Source organism: Brachybacterium subflavum, assembly GCF_009299795.1.
In the GTDB taxonomy this organism is placed as follows: Bacteria; Actinomycetota; Actinomycetes; order Actinomycetales; family Dermabacteraceae; genus Brachybacterium; species Brachybacterium subflavum.
On record NZ_VIGP01000004.1, the window covers coordinates 373561 to 388041 of the forward strand.

At 72.2% G+C, this 14481-nt stretch carries 16 protein-coding genes; 8 read left to right on the top strand and 8 right to left on the bottom strand.

Annotated elements, in window-relative coordinates:
* Positions 1–156: 156 nt before the first annotated feature.
* Entirely contained in the window at positions 157–1689 is a 1533-nt protein-coding gene (gene hflX, locus FHG10_RS11920; RefSeq protein ID WP_152353548.1) for a GTPase HflX, read from the bottom strand.
* Between the two features lie 170 nt (positions 1690–1859).
* Here hflX and FHG10_RS11925 point away from each other — a divergent pair, with 170 nt between their 5' ends.
* A complete protein-coding gene (locus FHG10_RS11925) occupies positions 1860–2477 on the top strand; it encodes a class I SAM-dependent methyltransferase (protein ID WP_152353549.1) in 618 nt (205 codons plus the stop codon).
* 119 nt (positions 2478–2596) lie between these two features.
* Here the strand turns inward: FHG10_RS11925 and dapF are convergent, their stop codons facing one another.
* Positions 2597–3502: a diaminopimelate epimerase gene (gene dapF / locus FHG10_RS11930; protein ID WP_152353550.1), complete on the bottom strand. Its 906-nt coding sequence runs from the start codon at positions 3500–3502 to the stop codon at positions 2597–2599.
* 10 nt (positions 3503–3512) lie between these two features.
* Positions 3513–4487, bottom strand: coding sequence for a tRNA (adenosine(37)-N6)-dimethylallyltransferase MiaA (miaA, locus tag FHG10_RS11935; protein ID WP_152353551.1), 975 nt, complete (start codon positions 4485–4487; stop codon positions 3513–3515).
* 109 nt (positions 4488–4596) lie between these two features.
* Here miaA and FHG10_RS11940 point away from each other — a divergent pair, with 109 nt between their 5' ends.
* The 3 genes from FHG10_RS11940 to FHG10_RS11950 all read left to right on the top strand — a co-directional run bounded on the left by FHG10_RS11940 (position 4597) and on the right by FHG10_RS11950 (position 6555).
* Entirely contained in the window at positions 4597–5079 is a 483-nt protein-coding gene (locus tag FHG10_RS11940) for a type III secretion system chaperone family protein (RefSeq protein ID WP_227488213.1), read from the top strand.
* Between the two features lie 82 nt (positions 5080–5161).
* The gene (locus FHG10_RS11945) at positions 5162–5812 is read left to right on the top strand and encodes an extracellular solute-binding protein (protein WP_227488230.1); all 651 of its coding nucleotides are present in this window, start codon (positions 5162–5164) and stop codon (positions 5810–5812) included.
* On the top strand, positions 5812–6555 hold the full coding sequence (locus FHG10_RS11950) for a glycerophosphodiester phosphodiesterase (RefSeq protein WP_152353553.1): 744 nt from the start codon (positions 5812–5814) through the stop codon (positions 6553–6555). Before FHG10_RS11945 ends, FHG10_RS11950 begins: the two co-directional genes overlap by 1 nt.
* Positions 6556–6607: 52 nt before the next feature.
* On the opposite strand, the gene miaB is transcribed toward FHG10_RS11950, so the two are convergent.
* Entirely contained in the window at positions 6608–8149 is a 1542-nt protein-coding gene (miaB, locus tag FHG10_RS11955) for a tRNA (N6-isopentenyl adenosine(37)-C2)-methylthiotransferase MiaB (RefSeq protein ID WP_152353554.1), read from the bottom strand.
* 169 nt (positions 8150–8318) lie between these two features.
* On the opposite strand from miaB, the gene FHG10_RS11960 reads away from it, so the two are divergent.
* From FHG10_RS11960 to FHG10_RS11975, 4 genes are read left to right on the top strand one after another with little or no spacing between them, the layout of a single operon-like run.
* Positions 8319–9038, top strand: coding sequence for an amino acid ABC transporter ATP-binding protein (locus FHG10_RS11960; protein WP_227488231.1), 720 nt, complete (start codon positions 8319–8321; stop codon positions 9036–9038).
* A gap of 47 nt (positions 9039–9085) precedes the next feature.
* Positions 9086–10057: a glutamate ABC transporter substrate-binding protein gene (locus FHG10_RS11965; RefSeq protein ID WP_152353556.1), complete on the top strand. Its 972-nt coding sequence runs from the start codon at positions 9086–9088 to the stop codon at positions 10055–10057.
* Positions 10058–10081: 24 nt separating this feature from the next.
* On the top strand, positions 10082–10729 hold the full coding sequence (locus tag FHG10_RS11970) for an amino acid ABC transporter permease (RefSeq protein ID WP_152353557.1): 648 nt from the start codon (positions 10082–10084) through the stop codon (positions 10727–10729).
* Entirely contained in the window at positions 10726–11595 is an 870-nt protein-coding gene (locus tag FHG10_RS11975) for an amino acid ABC transporter permease (protein ID WP_152353558.1), read from the top strand. The genes FHG10_RS11970 and FHG10_RS11975 overlap by 4 nt, the downstream gene beginning before the upstream one ends.
* 28 nt (positions 11596–11623) lie before the next feature.
* Here the strand turns inward: FHG10_RS11975 and FHG10_RS11980 are convergent, their stop codons facing one another.
* The 4 genes from FHG10_RS11980 to FHG10_RS11995 all read right to left on the bottom strand — a co-directional run bounded on the left by FHG10_RS11980 (position 11624) and on the right by FHG10_RS11995 (position 14301).
* Positions 11624–12256, bottom strand: coding sequence for a regulatory protein RecX (locus FHG10_RS11980; protein WP_152353559.1), 633 nt, complete (start codon positions 12254–12256; stop codon positions 11624–11626).
* 107 nt (positions 12257–12363) lie between these two features.
* Complete coding sequence (gene recA, locus FHG10_RS11985) at positions 12364–13485, bottom strand: recombinase RecA (protein ID WP_152353560.1); 1122 nt, start codon at positions 13483–13485, stop codon at positions 12364–12366.
* A gap of 284 nt (positions 13486–13769) precedes the next feature.
* Positions 13770–13994 (bottom strand): DUF3046 domain-containing protein, encoded by a 225-nt coding sequence (locus FHG10_RS11990; protein WP_152353561.1) that lies wholly within the window; start codon positions 13992–13994, stop codon positions 13770–13772.
* Between the two features lies 1 nt (position 13995).
* On the bottom strand, positions 13996–14301 hold the full coding sequence (locus FHG10_RS11995) for a helix-turn-helix domain-containing protein (protein WP_152353562.1): 306 nt from the start codon (positions 14299–14301) through the stop codon (positions 13996–13998).
* Between the last annotated feature and the right edge of the window lie 180 nt (positions 14302–14481).

Consider the following 14481-nt stretch of genomic DNA (forward strand, 5'->3'; position numbering starts at 1 on the left):
CGGCGACGCGGAGGCTTCACGGGCGGCAGGCACCGGCCCACACTAGCCGCGCGCCGTGCGCGCATCGCCGAGGCGCGTCGGAGCCCGCGGAGGGGACTCGTCACGTCGGCCAGGGAGGGGCCGCCGCCCGCAGGCGCGGTCCCTCGGGCACGCCCCTCAGGCGCCGACGAGCGACCGGATCTCCGCGGCGAGCGCGGAGTCGACCCGCGCGTGCAGGCGCGTGCCCTCGGGCAGGTGCTCCTCGCCGAGTATCTCGCCGGTCGAGTGCGCGCGCGAGACGAGGTCGCCGCGCGTGTACGGCACGACGGTGTCGATCTCGACGGCAGGCCGCGGGAGGCGGTCGGCGATGAGATCGCGCAGCTCGTCGACGCCCTCGCCGGTGCGCGCGGACACCACGGCGGACTCCCCCGCCAGGCTGCGCAGGCGCGCGATCGTCTCGGGGGACGCGATGTCGGCCTTGTTCAGCACGATGATCTCGGGGACGTCGAAGCCGTCGATGTCGGCGAGCACACCGCGCACGGCCCGGATCTGGCCCTCGGGGTCGGGATGGGAGGCATCGACCACGTGGAGCAGCAGGTCGGCGTCGCCGACCTCCTCGAGCGTCGAGCGGAAGGCCTCGACGAGCTCCGTGGGCAGATGGCGCACGAAGCCCACCGTGTCGGCGTAGGTGAACTCGCGGCCGTCGGGCGTCTGGGCCCGCCGGACCGTCGGGTCCAGCGTCGCGAACAGGGCGTTCTCCACGAGGACGCCGGCGCTCGTGAGCCGGTTCAGCAGCGAGGACTTCCCGGCGTTGGTGTAGCCGGCGATCGCGACGGCCGGCACCTCGCGGCGGTGGCGGTCCGCGCGCTTGGCCTCGCGGCTCGGCGCCATCTCCCTGATCTCGCGGCGCAGCTTGGCCATCCGGGTGCGGATACGGCGGCGGTCCAGCTCGATCTTCGTCTCGCCGGGTCCGCGCGAGCCCATCCCCGCTCCGCCCGCGGCGACGCGCCCGCCGGCCTGGCGGGACATGGACTCGCCCCAGCCGCGCAGGCGCGGCAGCAGGTACTCGAGCTGCGCGAGCTCGACCTGCGCCTTGCCCTCGCGGGACTTGGCGTGCTGGGCGAAGATGTCGAGGATCAGCGCGGTGCGGTCGACGACCTTGACCTTGACGATGTCCTCGAGGGCGCGGCGCTGGCTGGGCGCGAGCTCTCCGTCGGCCACGACAGTGTCCGCACCGGTCTCGGTGACGATCTCGGCGAGCTCGGCCGCCTTGCCCTTGCCCAGGAAGGTCGCGGGGTCGGGGTGCTGGCGGCGCTGCATGACGCCGTCGAGCACCTCGGAGCCGGCGGTCTCGGCGAGCGCGGCGAGCTCCCGCAGGCTGTTCTCGGCGTCATCGGAGCTGCCGGAGGTGTAGATGCCGGCGAGGACCACGCGCTCGAGGCGCAGCTGGCGGTACTCGACCTCGGTGACGTCCTCGATGTCCGTGCGGATGCCCGCGACGCGCCGCAGCGCGCGACGGTCGGCGAGGTCGAGCTGCTCGCCGTCGGTGTCCGAGGCGTAGGTGACGGCGGAGACGGAGGCGTCGCCGCGCGCGAGGATCCGACGGGTCAGGGGGTCGCTGCTCGTGCGCTCGTCCGCTCCGGCGGCCTCCTCGCCGCCGTGCTCCTGCGCGGGGGCGTTCTCGGAGTCCGGGTGAAAAGCGATCGGCACGGTGGCGGCCTTCTTCCTGTGGGGTGCGTCGGGCGGAGTGCTGCGAGGACCCGCCGTGAGCGGATCGTGAGCATCAAGAATCCCACGGCCCGGCGCGCGGGGCGAGAGATTTATGCCCAGGGCGCATCGGCGGACGCCGCCCCGGTGGGCCGGATGCGTACGCTGTGTGCGTGTCCGAGCACTACTTCTCCCCCACCAGCGCGACCGACGCCTCCCGCCTGCCGCTGACCGCACGGCTCGTCGGCGCCGAGCGGGAGCTGGTCACCTCCCGCGCGGTGTTCTCCGCACGCGGGCTGGACAAGGCGACCGCGGTGCTCCTGGACCGCCTGGACACGCTCGCCCCGGTGCCGGCAGGGGCTCGGATCCTCGACCTGGGGTGCGGCTGGGGGCCGATCGCGCTCAGCGCCGCACTGCTCCACCCCGACGCGGAGGTCTGGGCGGTCGACGTCTCCGAGCGCGCCCGCGAGGTCACCGCGGAGAACGCCGAGCGACTGGGCCTGCGGGTGCATGTCGCCGCGCCCGACGACGTCCCCTCCGAGCTGCTGTTCGACACCCTCTGGTCGAACCCGCCGATCCGGATCGGCAAGCAGGAGCTGCACGATCTTCTGCTGCGCTGGTGCGGGCGCCTCTCCGCGCAGGGGACGGCCGGCCTCGTGGTCGGCAGGAACCTCGGCGCGGATCCCCTGGCGGCGTGGCTCGACGACCAGCTCCCCGGTCGCGCGGTGCAGAAGGTCGCGAGCGCGAAGGGCTTCCGGATCCTCGAGGTCGGTCCGCGCGCAGAGGGCTGAGCACGCCTCATCCGGTGCACGCGACCACGGACGCGAGCACCCGACCACCCGGGCGCACGCCGATGGATCGTGCGAGCCGCGCCCACGCGAACGGCGGCCGATCGGCCGATCCGGACCGGTCAGCCGCGCGGGAGCGCGGTCGCCCCGTCGGCCACGAGCTGCGCGGGACCGGCGAGGGTGACCTGCCCGTCCTCGGCGCGGGCGACCTCGAGGGTCCCGCCGGGCACGTCGACCCGCCAGGGGCCGCTGCCGTCGTCCCCGGCCCACAGGGCCGAGACCACGCCGACGGCCGCCGCGCCCGTCCCGCAGGACTGGGTCTCGCCGACGCCCCGCTCGAAGACGCGCATCGCCACGTGCGCGGTGCCGCGACGGACGACGAACTCGACGTTCGCCCCGTGCTCGGGCTCGGGATCGAGGCCCGGGCGGACGGTCAGATCGAGGTCCTCGAGGACCAGGTCCTCGGGCAGCTCGGCGACCGCGTGGGGGTTTCCCATGTCCGCGTCCCAGGCGGGGAGCTCGCGCCCGGCGATGCGCACGGTGCGGGCGGGCCCGTCGGACACGCGAGCAGGGCCCATGCCCACGCGCACCTGCCAGGGGTCGCCGGGGGCCGGCGGAGCCGCGAGGACCTCGAGGCGCCGCACGCCGGCGCGGGTCCAGATGTCCAGGGGCGCGCCGTCCGCGGGCAGACGGCCCGCGCGCGAGAGGAAGGCGGCGAACACGCGCACGCCGTTGCCGCACATCTCGGCGATCGAGCCGTCGGCGTTGCGGTAGTCCATGAACCATTCGGGGGCATCCGCCGGCGCCTCGACGCCGGCGGCGCGCGTGCGCACCACGCGGATCACGCCGTCGCCGCCGATGCCGCCGCGGCGGTCGGCGAGCGCGGCGACCGCGGACGCGTCGAGTGCGAGGGCTCCCTCCGGGTCGTCGAGGACCACGAAATCGTTGCGGGTGCCGTGCCCCTTGGTGAAGCGCAGCGCGAGGGGCGCGGCGGCGGCCGCGGAGGACTCGTCACGGTGTGTCGGCATGCCGGGAAGCCTACGCGCGCACGTCCCGGCGGTGCGCGGCGACGAGGTCCAGCGCACGTGCGAGGAGGTCGTCGGAGGAGGCGGGGAGCCAGTCCGTGCGCTCATCGCGGCGGAACCAGGTGTCCTGCTTGCGCACCAGGCGACGGGTGCCGGCGACCGTCGCGTCGACCGCCTCGCGGCAGGTCATCGCGCCGTCGAGGACGGCGAGCGCCTGCTCGTACCCGATGGCGCGGCGCGCTGTCGCCCCCTCGTCGAGCCCCTGTGCGCGCAGGGCGCGGACCTCGTCGAGCAGCCCCTGCTCGACCATCCGGTCCACGCGCACGGCGACCCGCTCACGCAGCTCCTCGCGCTCGCGGTGCAGACCGATCTGCAGCGTCGCGGCGTCCAGGTACTGACGCCGCGGGAGGAAGGCGCGGAAGGATCCCCCGGTGATCTCGCCGACCTCGAGCGCGCGCACGATGCGCCGGACGTCCTGCGCGCCGATCGCCGCCGCGGCCTCGGGATCGGTGCGCTCGAGCTCGGTGCGCAGTGAGTCGACGCCCTCGCTCTGCGCGCGGCGCTCCAGACGGTCGCGGACATCGGGATCCGTGGGCGGGAAGCGGATGTCGTCCAGCAGCGCGCGGACGTACAGGCCGGATCCGCCGACGACGACGGGCACGCGACCGCGGCCGCGGACCTGCGCGACGACCGCGCGGGCCTCGCGCTGATAGGTCGAGACGCTGGCCTCCTGGGTCACCTCGAGCACATCGAGGAGGTGGTGGGGGACGCGCTCGCGCTCGGCGGCGCCGACCTTCGCGGTGCCGATGTCCATCCCGCGGTAGAGCTGCAGCGCGTCGGCGTTGATGATCTCGCCGTCCAGGCGCTCGGCGAGGTCGAGCGCGAGATCGGACTTGCCCGTGGCGGTCGCGCCGACGATCGCGACGATCGGCAGGTCCGACAGGGACTCCGCGGCCGACGCGGCCTGGTGCGGGACGGGCGCGGGCATGGGCCGCACTGTACCCGGAGTGCCGTGGACGACCCTGGCGATGCCCTCGCGCGCGCAAGGGGCTAGTGTGGGGCGCGTCCCGATCGCCCCTACGTCCACGAGGTTCCAGGTGACACAGCAGCAGGCCTCCTCCGCCACCGCGTCGATGGAGGGTCTGGACCCGATCAGCACCGACCGCGTCGAGGCGGCGCTGTCCGGCCACGGCTACGCCTTCGTGGAGGACACCGATCATCCCGAGGTGCTGCGCGCACGGTTCGACGACTACCGCTTCCAGTTCATGCTCACCGGCGAGGCCGGGAGCGTGCTGCAGATCCGCGGACGCTGGAACCGCTCCGTCTCGCGCGCCCACAAGCCCGAGATGCTCAAGCTCTGCAACGAGTGGAACATGAGCCGCGTCTGGCCGAAGGTGTACGTGCGACGCGAGTCCGAGGGCCTGCTGGGACTGTACGGCGAGGTCACCTCCGACTTCAGCTCGGGAGCCTCCGATCAGCAGATCGACCGCGCGATCGAGTGCGGGCTGCGCACCGTCATCGCGTTCTTCCACGAGCTCGAGGAGCGCCTGGGCGCCGAGGTCGACGAGCTCGACGACTGAGGTCGCCCCGCCCTGACGACCCGCCTCGAGCGCCCCGGCAACGAGCCCCTTCAGCGGGATCAGCTGCGAGGCCATCCCGTCGATCTTCGAGAAGTGCAACGAGTCCCAGGACGAGGGCCCGAAGACCTGGGACGACCACGCCGACTTCGCCCCCGAGCTCGCCGAGATCCGGGGCAGCGGCAAGCCCCTGGCTGCGGTCGCCCTCGGCTCGGCCGACAGCTGGTTCGCCCAGGCCGGCCTCTGGGCCTTCGGCGCGCACAGCGCCGAGGGCCTGGAGGTCACCATGAACGACGAGCACGGCGCCGAATGGTTCGCGTGGCAGCGCCGCTTCATCCACGAGCAGCATCTCGGGTACATGGCGCAGTCCTCGGACACCGACTTCACGACGGGTCAGTCGCGAGGCCGGCAGTCCACCGCCGCGCTGCGGAACCTCACCGAGCAGGCGGGCTTCGACGCGGCCTGCGCGTTCATGCCCGGCCAGGTCGAGGCGCCCGCCCGGGTGCCCACCGGCGGCGGTCTCTCGATCGTCCGCTCGGACTCCGAGGACCGCCAGGAAGGGTGCGCGGAGCTGTTCCGCTTCCTCGCCGAGCCCCAGAACTCGGCACAATGGCATCGGGACACCGGGTACGTGCCGATCGTCGAGGCCGCCAAGGACACGAAGATCGCCAAGAGCCTGGTCGTCCAGGAGATCCTCGACGAGAACCATGACGACCTGCAGGAGGTGATCGGCTGATGCAGCCGAAGATCGTAGGACACCGCGGCGCCGCGAGGCTCGCACCCGAGAACACGCTGCGCGCCTTCCGCGCCGGCGTCGACGCCGGAGCGGACCTGCTCGAGTGCGACGTGCACCTGAGCGCCGACGGACAGCTCGTGATCATGCACGACACCACCATTGACCGCACCGCCGCTGAGGACTCACCTCTGCGCAGCGGATCCCTCGCGGAGCTCACCCGCGCAGAGCTCGACACCGTGCTGCTGCCGGACGGCGAGCACGTGCCGTCCCTCGAGGCCGTCCTCGATATCGCCCAGGAGTCGGGTGTCCCGATCTACGTCGAGGTCAAGGCGGTCGCTGCGGCCGAGCAGACCGCGCAGCTGCTCGTCGACCGGGAGCTGGACCAGAGCAGCAACGGGGTGGCCCCCGCCTGGATCATCTCCTTCAAGCCCGAGGCGCTGCGCGCCGCCCGCGCGGTGGCCCCGCAGATCCCGCTCTCGGCGGTCACGCACGTCGCCGACGAGGACTTCTGGGCCCTCGCCGGCAACCTCCGGACCGAGGCCGTCAGTCTGCAGATGTCGAAGCTCCCGGACGCCGATGTCACGCGCGCCCATGGGGCCGGGCATCTCGTGAACGCCTGGACCATCAACGACGAGGAGCCGCTGCACCGCGCCGTCGCCCTCGGCGTCGACACGGTCACGAGCGACGACCCGGCGTGGGCCCGCCGCGCCCTGGCGGGTCGCGAGGGCGTCGGCGCGCACTGACCCGCGTCAGCGCGGGCGGAGGATCACCGGCACGGCCCCGGACCGGACGAGGTCAGCGGGTGCGCAGGGTCGGCATCCCGAGGCCGACCGGCCCCTGCGGGGCCGGCGCGCCGGTCCCGCACGCGGCCCCGTCCTCGAGACCGGCCTCGCGCGCCTCCCACGCGTCGCCCGAGCGGGTGCGGCGCACGGTGAACGGGCTGTCGGCGATGAGGTAGTGCCCGGCCGCGCGGGTGACCGTCGTGGTCACGAGGTCGCCGGGGCGCGGCCTCACCCCGCCCCCTGGGCCCTCGGGCAGGGCCACGTGCACGAGCCGGTTGTCCGCCGCGCGGCCCGAGATGCGATGGGTGTCCGCGTCGCGCGTGCCCTCGCCCTCGGCGATGAGCACCTCGACCTCGCGGCCCTCGAAGGCGCGGTTCTCCTCGAGGCCGATGCGCTCCTGGAGGGCCGTGAGCCGCTCGAAGCGCTCGCGGACGACGTCGGGCGGGACCTGGCCCTCCATGGTCGCGGCGGGCGTGCCCGGGCGCACGGAGTACTGGAAGGTGAAGGCGCTCGCGAAGCGGGAGGCCTCGACGACCTCGAGCGTGCGCGCGAAGTCGTCCTCTGTCTCACCGGGGAAGCCGACGATGATGTCCGTCGTGATGGCCGCGTGCGGGATCCGCTCGCGCACGCGATCGAGGATGCCGAGGAACTTCTTCGAGCGGTAGGACCTGCGCATGCGCCGCAGCACGTCGTCGGAGCCCGACTGCAGCGGCATGTGCAGCTGGGGCATCACCGCCGGGGTCTCGGCCATCGCGTCGATGACGTCGTCCGTGAACATCGCCGGGTGCGGGGAGGTGAAGCGGATCCGCTCGAGGCCGTCGATCTCCCCGCAGGAGCGCAGGAGCTTCGCGAAGGCGCCGCGGTCCCCGAACTCGACGCCGTAGGAGTTCACGTTCTGTCCCAGCAGCGTCACCTCGATCGCGCCGCCCTCGACGAGGCCGCGGACCTCTGCGAGCACGTCGCCGGGCCGGCGGTCCCGCTCCTTCCCGCGCAGGGAGGGGACGATGCAGAAGGTGCAGGTGTTGTTGCAGCCCACGCTGATGGAGACCCAGCCGGCGTAGACCGACTCGCGGCGCGTCGGCAGCGTCGAGGGGAACACCTCGAGGGACTCGAGGATCTCGACCTCGGCGCGGGCGTTGTGGCGGGAGCGCTCAAGCAGCACCGGCAGGGAGCCGATGTTGTGGGTGCCGAAGACGACGTCGACCCAGGGCGCGCGCTCGGTGATCGCCGTGCGGTCCTTCTGGGCGAGGCAGCCGCCCACGGCGATCTGCATGCCGGGGTTCGCGTCCTTGCCGGGGCGCAGTAACCCGAGCGTCCCGTAGAGGCGGTTGTCGGCGTTCTCGCGCACAGCGCAGGTGTTGAAGACGACCACGTCGACCTCCCCGCGTCGAGGGTCGGCCCCGGCGGGCGCGGCGACGTATCCGGCCTTCTCGAGGAGCCCGGTGAGGCGCTCGGAGTCGTGGACGTTCATCTGGCAGCCGAAGGTGCGCACCTGGTAGGTGCCGCGGTCGGCGGAGGCGGCATCGGCGTTCTGCGGGGCGAGCACGGAAGTCATGATGCGACCAGGGTACGGCCCTCCGGCGGGAGCCCTGTGAAGGTCACCATGGGGTAACGGACCCGCCCGAGCGGGGATGTGCGCGGCCGCGAGAGCGTACGGTCACGCCATGACCCAGACCACATCAGCGTCCCGGAGCGAATCCGGGACGGCCCCTCCCCTCGTGACGATGCGGGGGGTGCAGAAGCATTTCGGGGACCTGCACGTGCTCCGGGACATCGATCTCGAGGTCGCCGCGGGCGAGGTGGTCGTGGTCCTCGGCCCCTCCGGCTCGGGCAAGTCGACGCTGTGCCGCACGATCAACCGCCTGGAGACCATCGACTCCGGCGACATCACCATCGACGGCAGCGCGCTGCCCACCTCCGGCCCCGGTCTCGCCCAGCTGCGGGCGGAGGTCGGCATGGTCTTCCAGTCCTTCAACCTCTTCGCGCACAAGAGCGTGCTGGACAACGTGACCGTGGCCCCCATCAAGGTCAAGAGGATGCCGCGCCGCGCGGCCGAGGAGCTCGGCATGAGCCTGCTCGAGCGGGTGGGCGTCGCGGACCAGGCGCAGAAGCTGCCCGCGCAGCTCTCGGGAGGCCAGCAGCAGCGCGTCGCGATCGCCCGCTCCCTGGCGATGCAGCCCAAGCTCATGCTGTTCGACGAGCCCACCTCGGCCCTCGACCCCGAGATGATCAACGAGGTCATCGAGGTGATGACCGACCTCGCGCGCGAGGGGATGACGATGATCGTGGTCACCCACGAGATGGGCTTCGCGCGCCGCACGGCCGACAGGGTCGTGTTCATGGACGCGGGGCGGATCCTCGAGGTCGCCCCGCCCGACCGGTTCTTCACCGCGCCCGAGTCCGAGCGCGCGCAGGACTTCCTGTCCAAGATCCTCCACCACTGACCGCCGCGCGCAGCCGCCCGGCACCGAAGGCACCGAAGGAGCCCGTCATGTCACGCCAGCGTCCCGATCACGTCCCCACCGAGCACCCCTCCTCCCCCACCGGCCCCGTCGACCGCACCGGTCTCTCCCTAAGCCCCGGCGCCCTCAGCCGGCGCTTCTTCCTCACCGGCACGGTCGGCGCCGCCGCCGCGCTCACGCTCACCGCGTGCGGCGGGGGCGATGACTCCTCCGACGAGGTCGCCGACGTCGACTCCTCGAGCTTCGAGGAGGGCTCGACGATGGCGAAGCTCGCCGACGCCGGGAAGATCACCGTGGGCACAAAGTTCGACCAGCCCCTGTTCGGCCAGGCCGGGCCCGACGGCAACCCCACCGGATTCGACGTCGAGATCGCGAAGATGATCGCCGCTGCCCTCGGCATCACGGCCGACAAGATCGAGTGGACCGAGACCGTCTCGGCGAACCGCGAGCCGTTCATCCAGAACGGCCAGGTCGACATCGTGGTCGCGACCTACACGATCAACGACGAGCGCAAGAAGGTCGTCGACTTCGCGGGCCCCTACTACATCGCCGGTCAGGCGCTCATGGTGCCCAAGGGCGACGACGCCATCCAGGGACCCGACGACCTCAAGGGCAAGAAGGTCAGCTCGGTCGAGGGCTCGACGCCCGCGCAGAACATCGAGGAGAACTACCCCGATGCCGAGCTCGTCACCTTCGACACCTACTCCAAGTGCGTCACGGCCCTGAACAACGGCCAGGTCGACACAGTCACCACGGACAACGTGATCCTGGCCGGCTTCGTCGCCGCGGACAAGGACAAGCTGCAGATGGTCGACGACGGCAAGACCTTCACGAAGGAGCCCTACGGGATCGGTCTGAAGAAGGGTGACGACGCCTTCCGCGAGTTCATCAACGACACCCTCCAGAAGGCCTACGACGACGGCAGCTGGGCGGAGGCCTGGAAGTCGACGGCCGGGCAGGTCCTGCCCACCCCGGATCCGCCGAAGATCGACCGCTACTGAGCGCCCGCCGCCGATCCGCCGCCCATGGGAAGCCTCCTCGCCTCGCGCGCCGCCATCTGGGACGCGTTCACCACCACCCTCTTCCTCGCCGCCACCGCCGGGGTGCTCGCAGTGCTGCTGGGGACGCTGCTCGCCGCCATGAGGGTCTCCCCCTACATGCCGCTGCGCACCGTGGCGACCGTGTACACCGAGTTCCTGCGCAACACCCCGCTCACGATCGTCTTCTTCTTCTTCGTGTTCGTGACGCCCTCGATGGGCTTCACCTTCGCCTATAAGGTGGCGGCGGTGATCGCGCTGACCTGCTACACCTCGGCGTTCGTCGCAGAGGCGGTGCGCTCCGGCATCAACTCGGTGGCGGTGGGCCAGGCGGAGGCCGCGCGCTCGCTGGGCATGTCATTCGGCCAGAACCTCGCGATCGTGGTGCTCCCCCAGGCCTTCCGCACGGCGATCCCGCCGCTGATCAGCGTGCTCATCGCCCTGGTGAAGAACACGTCGGTCGCGGGCGCCTTCAGCGTGCTCGAACTGTTCGCGCTCTCGAAGCGGCTGACGAACGTGCACTCCTCCGACGTGATCGCGATCCTCGTGGGCATCGCGCTGTGCTATCTCGTCATCTGCATCCCGCTCGGCCGGCTCGCGGCGGCCCTCGAACGGAAGGCGGCGTTCGCACGATGAGCAGCGGTCCCGTCCTGTACGACGTCCCCGGACCCGACGAGAAGCGTCGCGAGAGACGCGTGAGCTGGGTGGTCGGCGCGATCGTCGTCATCGTCCTCGGGCTGCTCGGGTGGCGCCTGGCGGCCAACGGCGTGTTCGACGACCGGTGGCGGATCCTCGTCGAGGCGCCCCCGAACTTCGCCGGCTACCAGGTGCAGGACATCTGGTCGGCCGTCTTCCGGGGGCTGCTCAACACGCTGCTGGCCGCGGTGATCTCCCTGCCGCTCGCGATGATCCTGGCGATCCTCCTGGTCTCGCTCCGCTCGGCGCCGTGGCGCGGTCTGCGGTGGCTCGCCTCGGCGGTGATCGAGATCTTCCGTGCGCTGCCCGTCGTGCTCGTCATGCTGTTCGGGATCCTGGTGCTCCCCGGCGCCTCGCCCCTGGTCGCCGTGGTCTTCGGCCTCGTCGTCTACAACGCGGCGGTCTTCGCGGAGATCCTGCGCGCGGGCATCAGCGCGCTGCCTGCCGGCCAGACCGAGGCCGCGTACTCGCTGGGGATGCGCAGCGGTCTGATCTACCGCACGATCCAGCTGCCGCAGTCGGTGCGCATGATGCTCCCCTCGCTCATCGCCCAGGGCGTCGTCCTCATCAAGGACTCCTCGCTCGGGTACATCGTGGGCTACGCGGAGCTGCTGCGCCAGATCAGCCGGGTCGCCGACGCGCTCACCAACGCCGACTACCTGCTCCCGCTGCTGGCCGTGGGCGCCGCCGTGTTCGTGACCCTCAACGTGCTGCTCTCGCGCCTGGCGGTGTGGGTCCAGCGCCATGGGCGTCTGCAGCGCCGGGGCGCCCGCGTGGCGCGCACCGCAACTCTCGTGGAGGAGTGACCCGCCCGCCGCAGCGCCCTCAGCGTCTTCAGCGCCCGGTGGCGGCGAGGAGCTCGCTCGAGACCACGCGCCGGATGAGCGCGCCGTCGTAGCCGCGACGGCGCAGGTACCCCTCGAGGCGGCGGGCCATGCGGGCGCGCTCTGAACGATCCTCCATGTCGGTGCGGCGGCTCTCGGGTGCGATGCGGCAGCGCACGAGCTCGCGGCAACGCTCCTCCTCCTCGAGCTCCGCGTGCTGCGGCGTGCCCGCCTGCGCCACCAGCGCCGCGTCGATGTCGGCGTCCGCGACGCCTTTCGCCTCGAGCTCGCGCCGCAGCGCCTCGTCCGCCAGACCGCGGAGCTCCCGGCGCTGCATCACCCAGTCGCGGGCGAAGGCCGCGTCGTCGATGAGGTCCGCGCGGGCGATCCGCTGCATGACCTCGTGGGCCACATCGGCCGGGACCTCGCGCTCGCGCAGGCGCGCGGACATCTCCCCGGCGCTGCGTCGCCTGGTGGCGAGCAGGCGCATGAGATACCGGCACTGGGAGACGACCTGCTTCTCGCGCTCGCGCTCGGCTTCGGTGGGCTCGGCGGGAGCGCGGGCGAGGATCTCGTCGGTGCGCGCGGCGAGGTCGCGCTGCACGGGGGCGCGGTGCGCGGGCGTGGGGTGGGTCGGTGTCATGGCTCAGGGGTCCTGGGGACGAGAGCGCGCGACGGCATGGGATGCATGCCGCCGCGCGCTGGGTCGGATTCCGTCCCGGTCATGGCTGACCGATCCGGGTGGCCGGATCAGATCGTCGCCGGGACGTCCTCGTCGAGGAACTCGCCGGCGTCGAAGGACTCACCCTCGGCCTCGGCCGGAGCCTCCTCCTTGACGGCGTACTCGCCCACACCGAGGGTCTGCAGGATCTTCTGCTCGATCTCGGCGGCGAGGTCCGGGTTGTCCTTGAGGAACTGGCGGGCGTTCTCCTTGCCCTGGCCCAGCTGGTCGCCCTCGTAGGTGAACCAGGCACCGGACTTGCGCACGATGCCGTTCTCCACGCCCATGTCGATGAGACCGCCCTCGCGGGAGATCCCCTCGCCGTAGAGGATGTCGAACTCGGCCTGCTTGAAGGGCGGGGCCATCTTGTTCTTCACGACCTTGACGCGGGTGCGGTTGCCCACGGAGTCCTGACCGGTCTTGAGGGTCTCGATGCGGCGGATGTCCATGCGCACGGAGGCGTAGAACTTCAGGGCCTTGCCGCCCGTGGTGGTCTCCGGGCTGCCGAAGAACACACCGATCTTCTCGCGCAGCTGGTTGATGAAGATCGCGGTGGTGCCCGAGGAGGACAGCGCACCGGTGAGCTTGCGCAGCGCCTGGGACATGAGGCGCGCCTGCAGGCCGACGTGGGAGTCGCCCATCTCGCCCTCGATCTCCGCCTTGGGCACGAGCGCGGCGACGGAGTCGACGACCACCACGTCCAGGGCGCCGGAGCGGATCAGCATGTCGGCGATCTCGAGGGCCTGCTCACCGGTGTCCGGCTGGGAGACCAGCAGGGCGTCGGTGTCCACGCCGAGCTTCTTCGCGTACTCGGGATCCAGGGCGTGCTCGGCGTCGATGAAGGCGGCGATGCCGCCGTTGCGCTGGGCGTTGGCGACCGCGTGCAGGGCCACCGTGGTCTTGCCCGAGGACTCCGGGCCGTAGATCTCCACGATGCGGCCACGGGGCAGGCCGCCGATGCCGAGGGCGGCGTCGAGGGCGACCGAGCCGGTGGGGATGACCTCGACCGGAGGGCGGGTGTCATCGCCCAGGCGCATGATCGAGCCCTTGCCGAACTGGCGGTCGATCTGGGCGAGGGCGTTGTCGAGGGAGGACGCTCGGTCCTTGGACGCGCGGTCCTTGGGTGCGGAGCTGGACTTCGCTGCGGGCATGTTCTGTTCCTTCCGGGGAGCCGGTGCGACCGGCGGATGCGTGCCGTGCGGCCACACTAGGTCGACGGTCGGACATCCGGGAGGATCCCGCCCCGCCTGTGGATGGAGGGCCCCTGTGGAGGACCCGTGGGCGAGGGCGGATCGGTCCTGTGCGGAACCGGTCGTCGGGCGCCACGATACCCGAACAGATGTTCGAACGCACGTATGCGACACGCGGCGCGCCGGTCGTCCGGCGCGCCGCGTGGAAGAAGGGCCCGCGTGCTGGCGAGGCGCCCTGCGGCCCCTCAGCGATGCCGCAGCTCGGGAGGGATCTCCCAGCGCCGCGACTCCGGGACGTCCATCTCGTCGCACAGAGCGGTCCAGACCGCCCGCACGTCCTCGCCCTGGGCGATCGCCTGGGCGGGGGTGCGGTGGCCGAGCCGCGCGAGGGCGAGCTCCTGCGTGTACGTCGTCGCGAGGGTGCGCCCGAAGACGTGGTCCGCGAGCTGCGTGTACTCGCTGCGGCGCACGTCAGGCGGCGCCGACGAGGCTCTCGGTGCCGTCGGCCAGACCCTCGGGGATGGTGTCGGGGATGCTCATGCCCTCGGCCACGGCGATGCGGTCGGAGACCTCGCGCAGCACGAAGGACAGGGGCATGCCGAGCGCCTCGGTGACCGAGGAGAGCAGCTCGCTCGAGGCCTCCTTCTGGCCGCGCTCGATCTCACTGAGGTAGCCCAGCGAGACGCGGGCGTCCGAGGAGACCTGTCGGAGGGTGCGACCCTGGGAGCGCCGGGTCTCGCGCAGGACGTCGCCGAGCTCCTGGCGGAAGAGGATCATGGGTCGGACTCCCTTCGTGTGCGCGGGGGCGGCCGTGGCCGCATCCGCGTGTGCGTGCGTGTCCCTGCGGGGGGTGCGGAGCGCCCCGGCGGGGAGCTGCGCTCCCGCGCGCAGGGTCCCGGGACGGGTGGTCGCGCGGGCGGGCGCCGGGTGTCCGGGGCGCCGTGCGCGGGTGGGATT

Bases quoted from the DNA above. Each gene is read 5' to 3' on its own strand.
- dapF (WP_152353550.1), bottom strand. From the start codon at position 3,502: ATGCCGACACACCGTGACGAGTCCTCCGCGGCCGCCGCCGCGCCCCTC.
- miaA (WP_152353551.1), bottom strand. From the start codon at position 4,487: ATGCCCGCGCCCGTCCCGCACCAGGCCGCGTCGGCCGCGGAGTCCCTG.
- FHG10_RS11950 (WP_152353553.1), top strand. From the start codon at position 5,812: ATGCAGCCGAAGATCGTAGGACACCGCGGCGCCGCGAGGCTCGCACCC.
- miaB (WP_152353554.1), bottom strand. From the start codon at position 8,149: ATGACTTCCGTGCTCGCCCCGCAGAACGCCGATGCCGCCTCCGCCGAC.
- FHG10_RS11960 (WP_227488231.1), top strand. From the start codon at position 8,319: ATGCGGGGGGTGCAGAAGCATTTCGGGGACCTGCACGTGCTCCGGGAC.
- FHG10_RS11965 (WP_152353556.1), top strand. From the start codon at position 9,086: ATGTCACGCCAGCGTCCCGATCACGTCCCCACCGAGCACCCCTCCTCC.
- FHG10_RS11970 (WP_152353557.1), top strand. From the start codon at position 10,082: ATGGGAAGCCTCCTCGCCTCGCGCGCCGCCATCTGGGACGCGTTCACC.
- FHG10_RS11975 (WP_152353558.1), top strand. From the start codon at position 10,726: ATGAGCAGCGGTCCCGTCCTGTACGACGTCCCCGGACCCGACGAGAAG.
- FHG10_RS11980 (WP_152353559.1), bottom strand. From the start codon at position 12,256: ATGACACCGACCCACCCCACGCCCGCGCACCGCGCCCCCGTGCAGCGC.
- recA (WP_152353560.1), bottom strand. From the start codon at position 13,485: ATGCCCGCAGCGAAGTCCAGCTCCGCACCCAAGGACCGCGCGTCCAAG.
- FHG10_RS11995 (WP_152353562.1), bottom strand. From the start codon at position 14,301: ATGATCCTCTTCCGCCAGGAGCTCGGCGACGTCCTGCGCGAGACCCGG.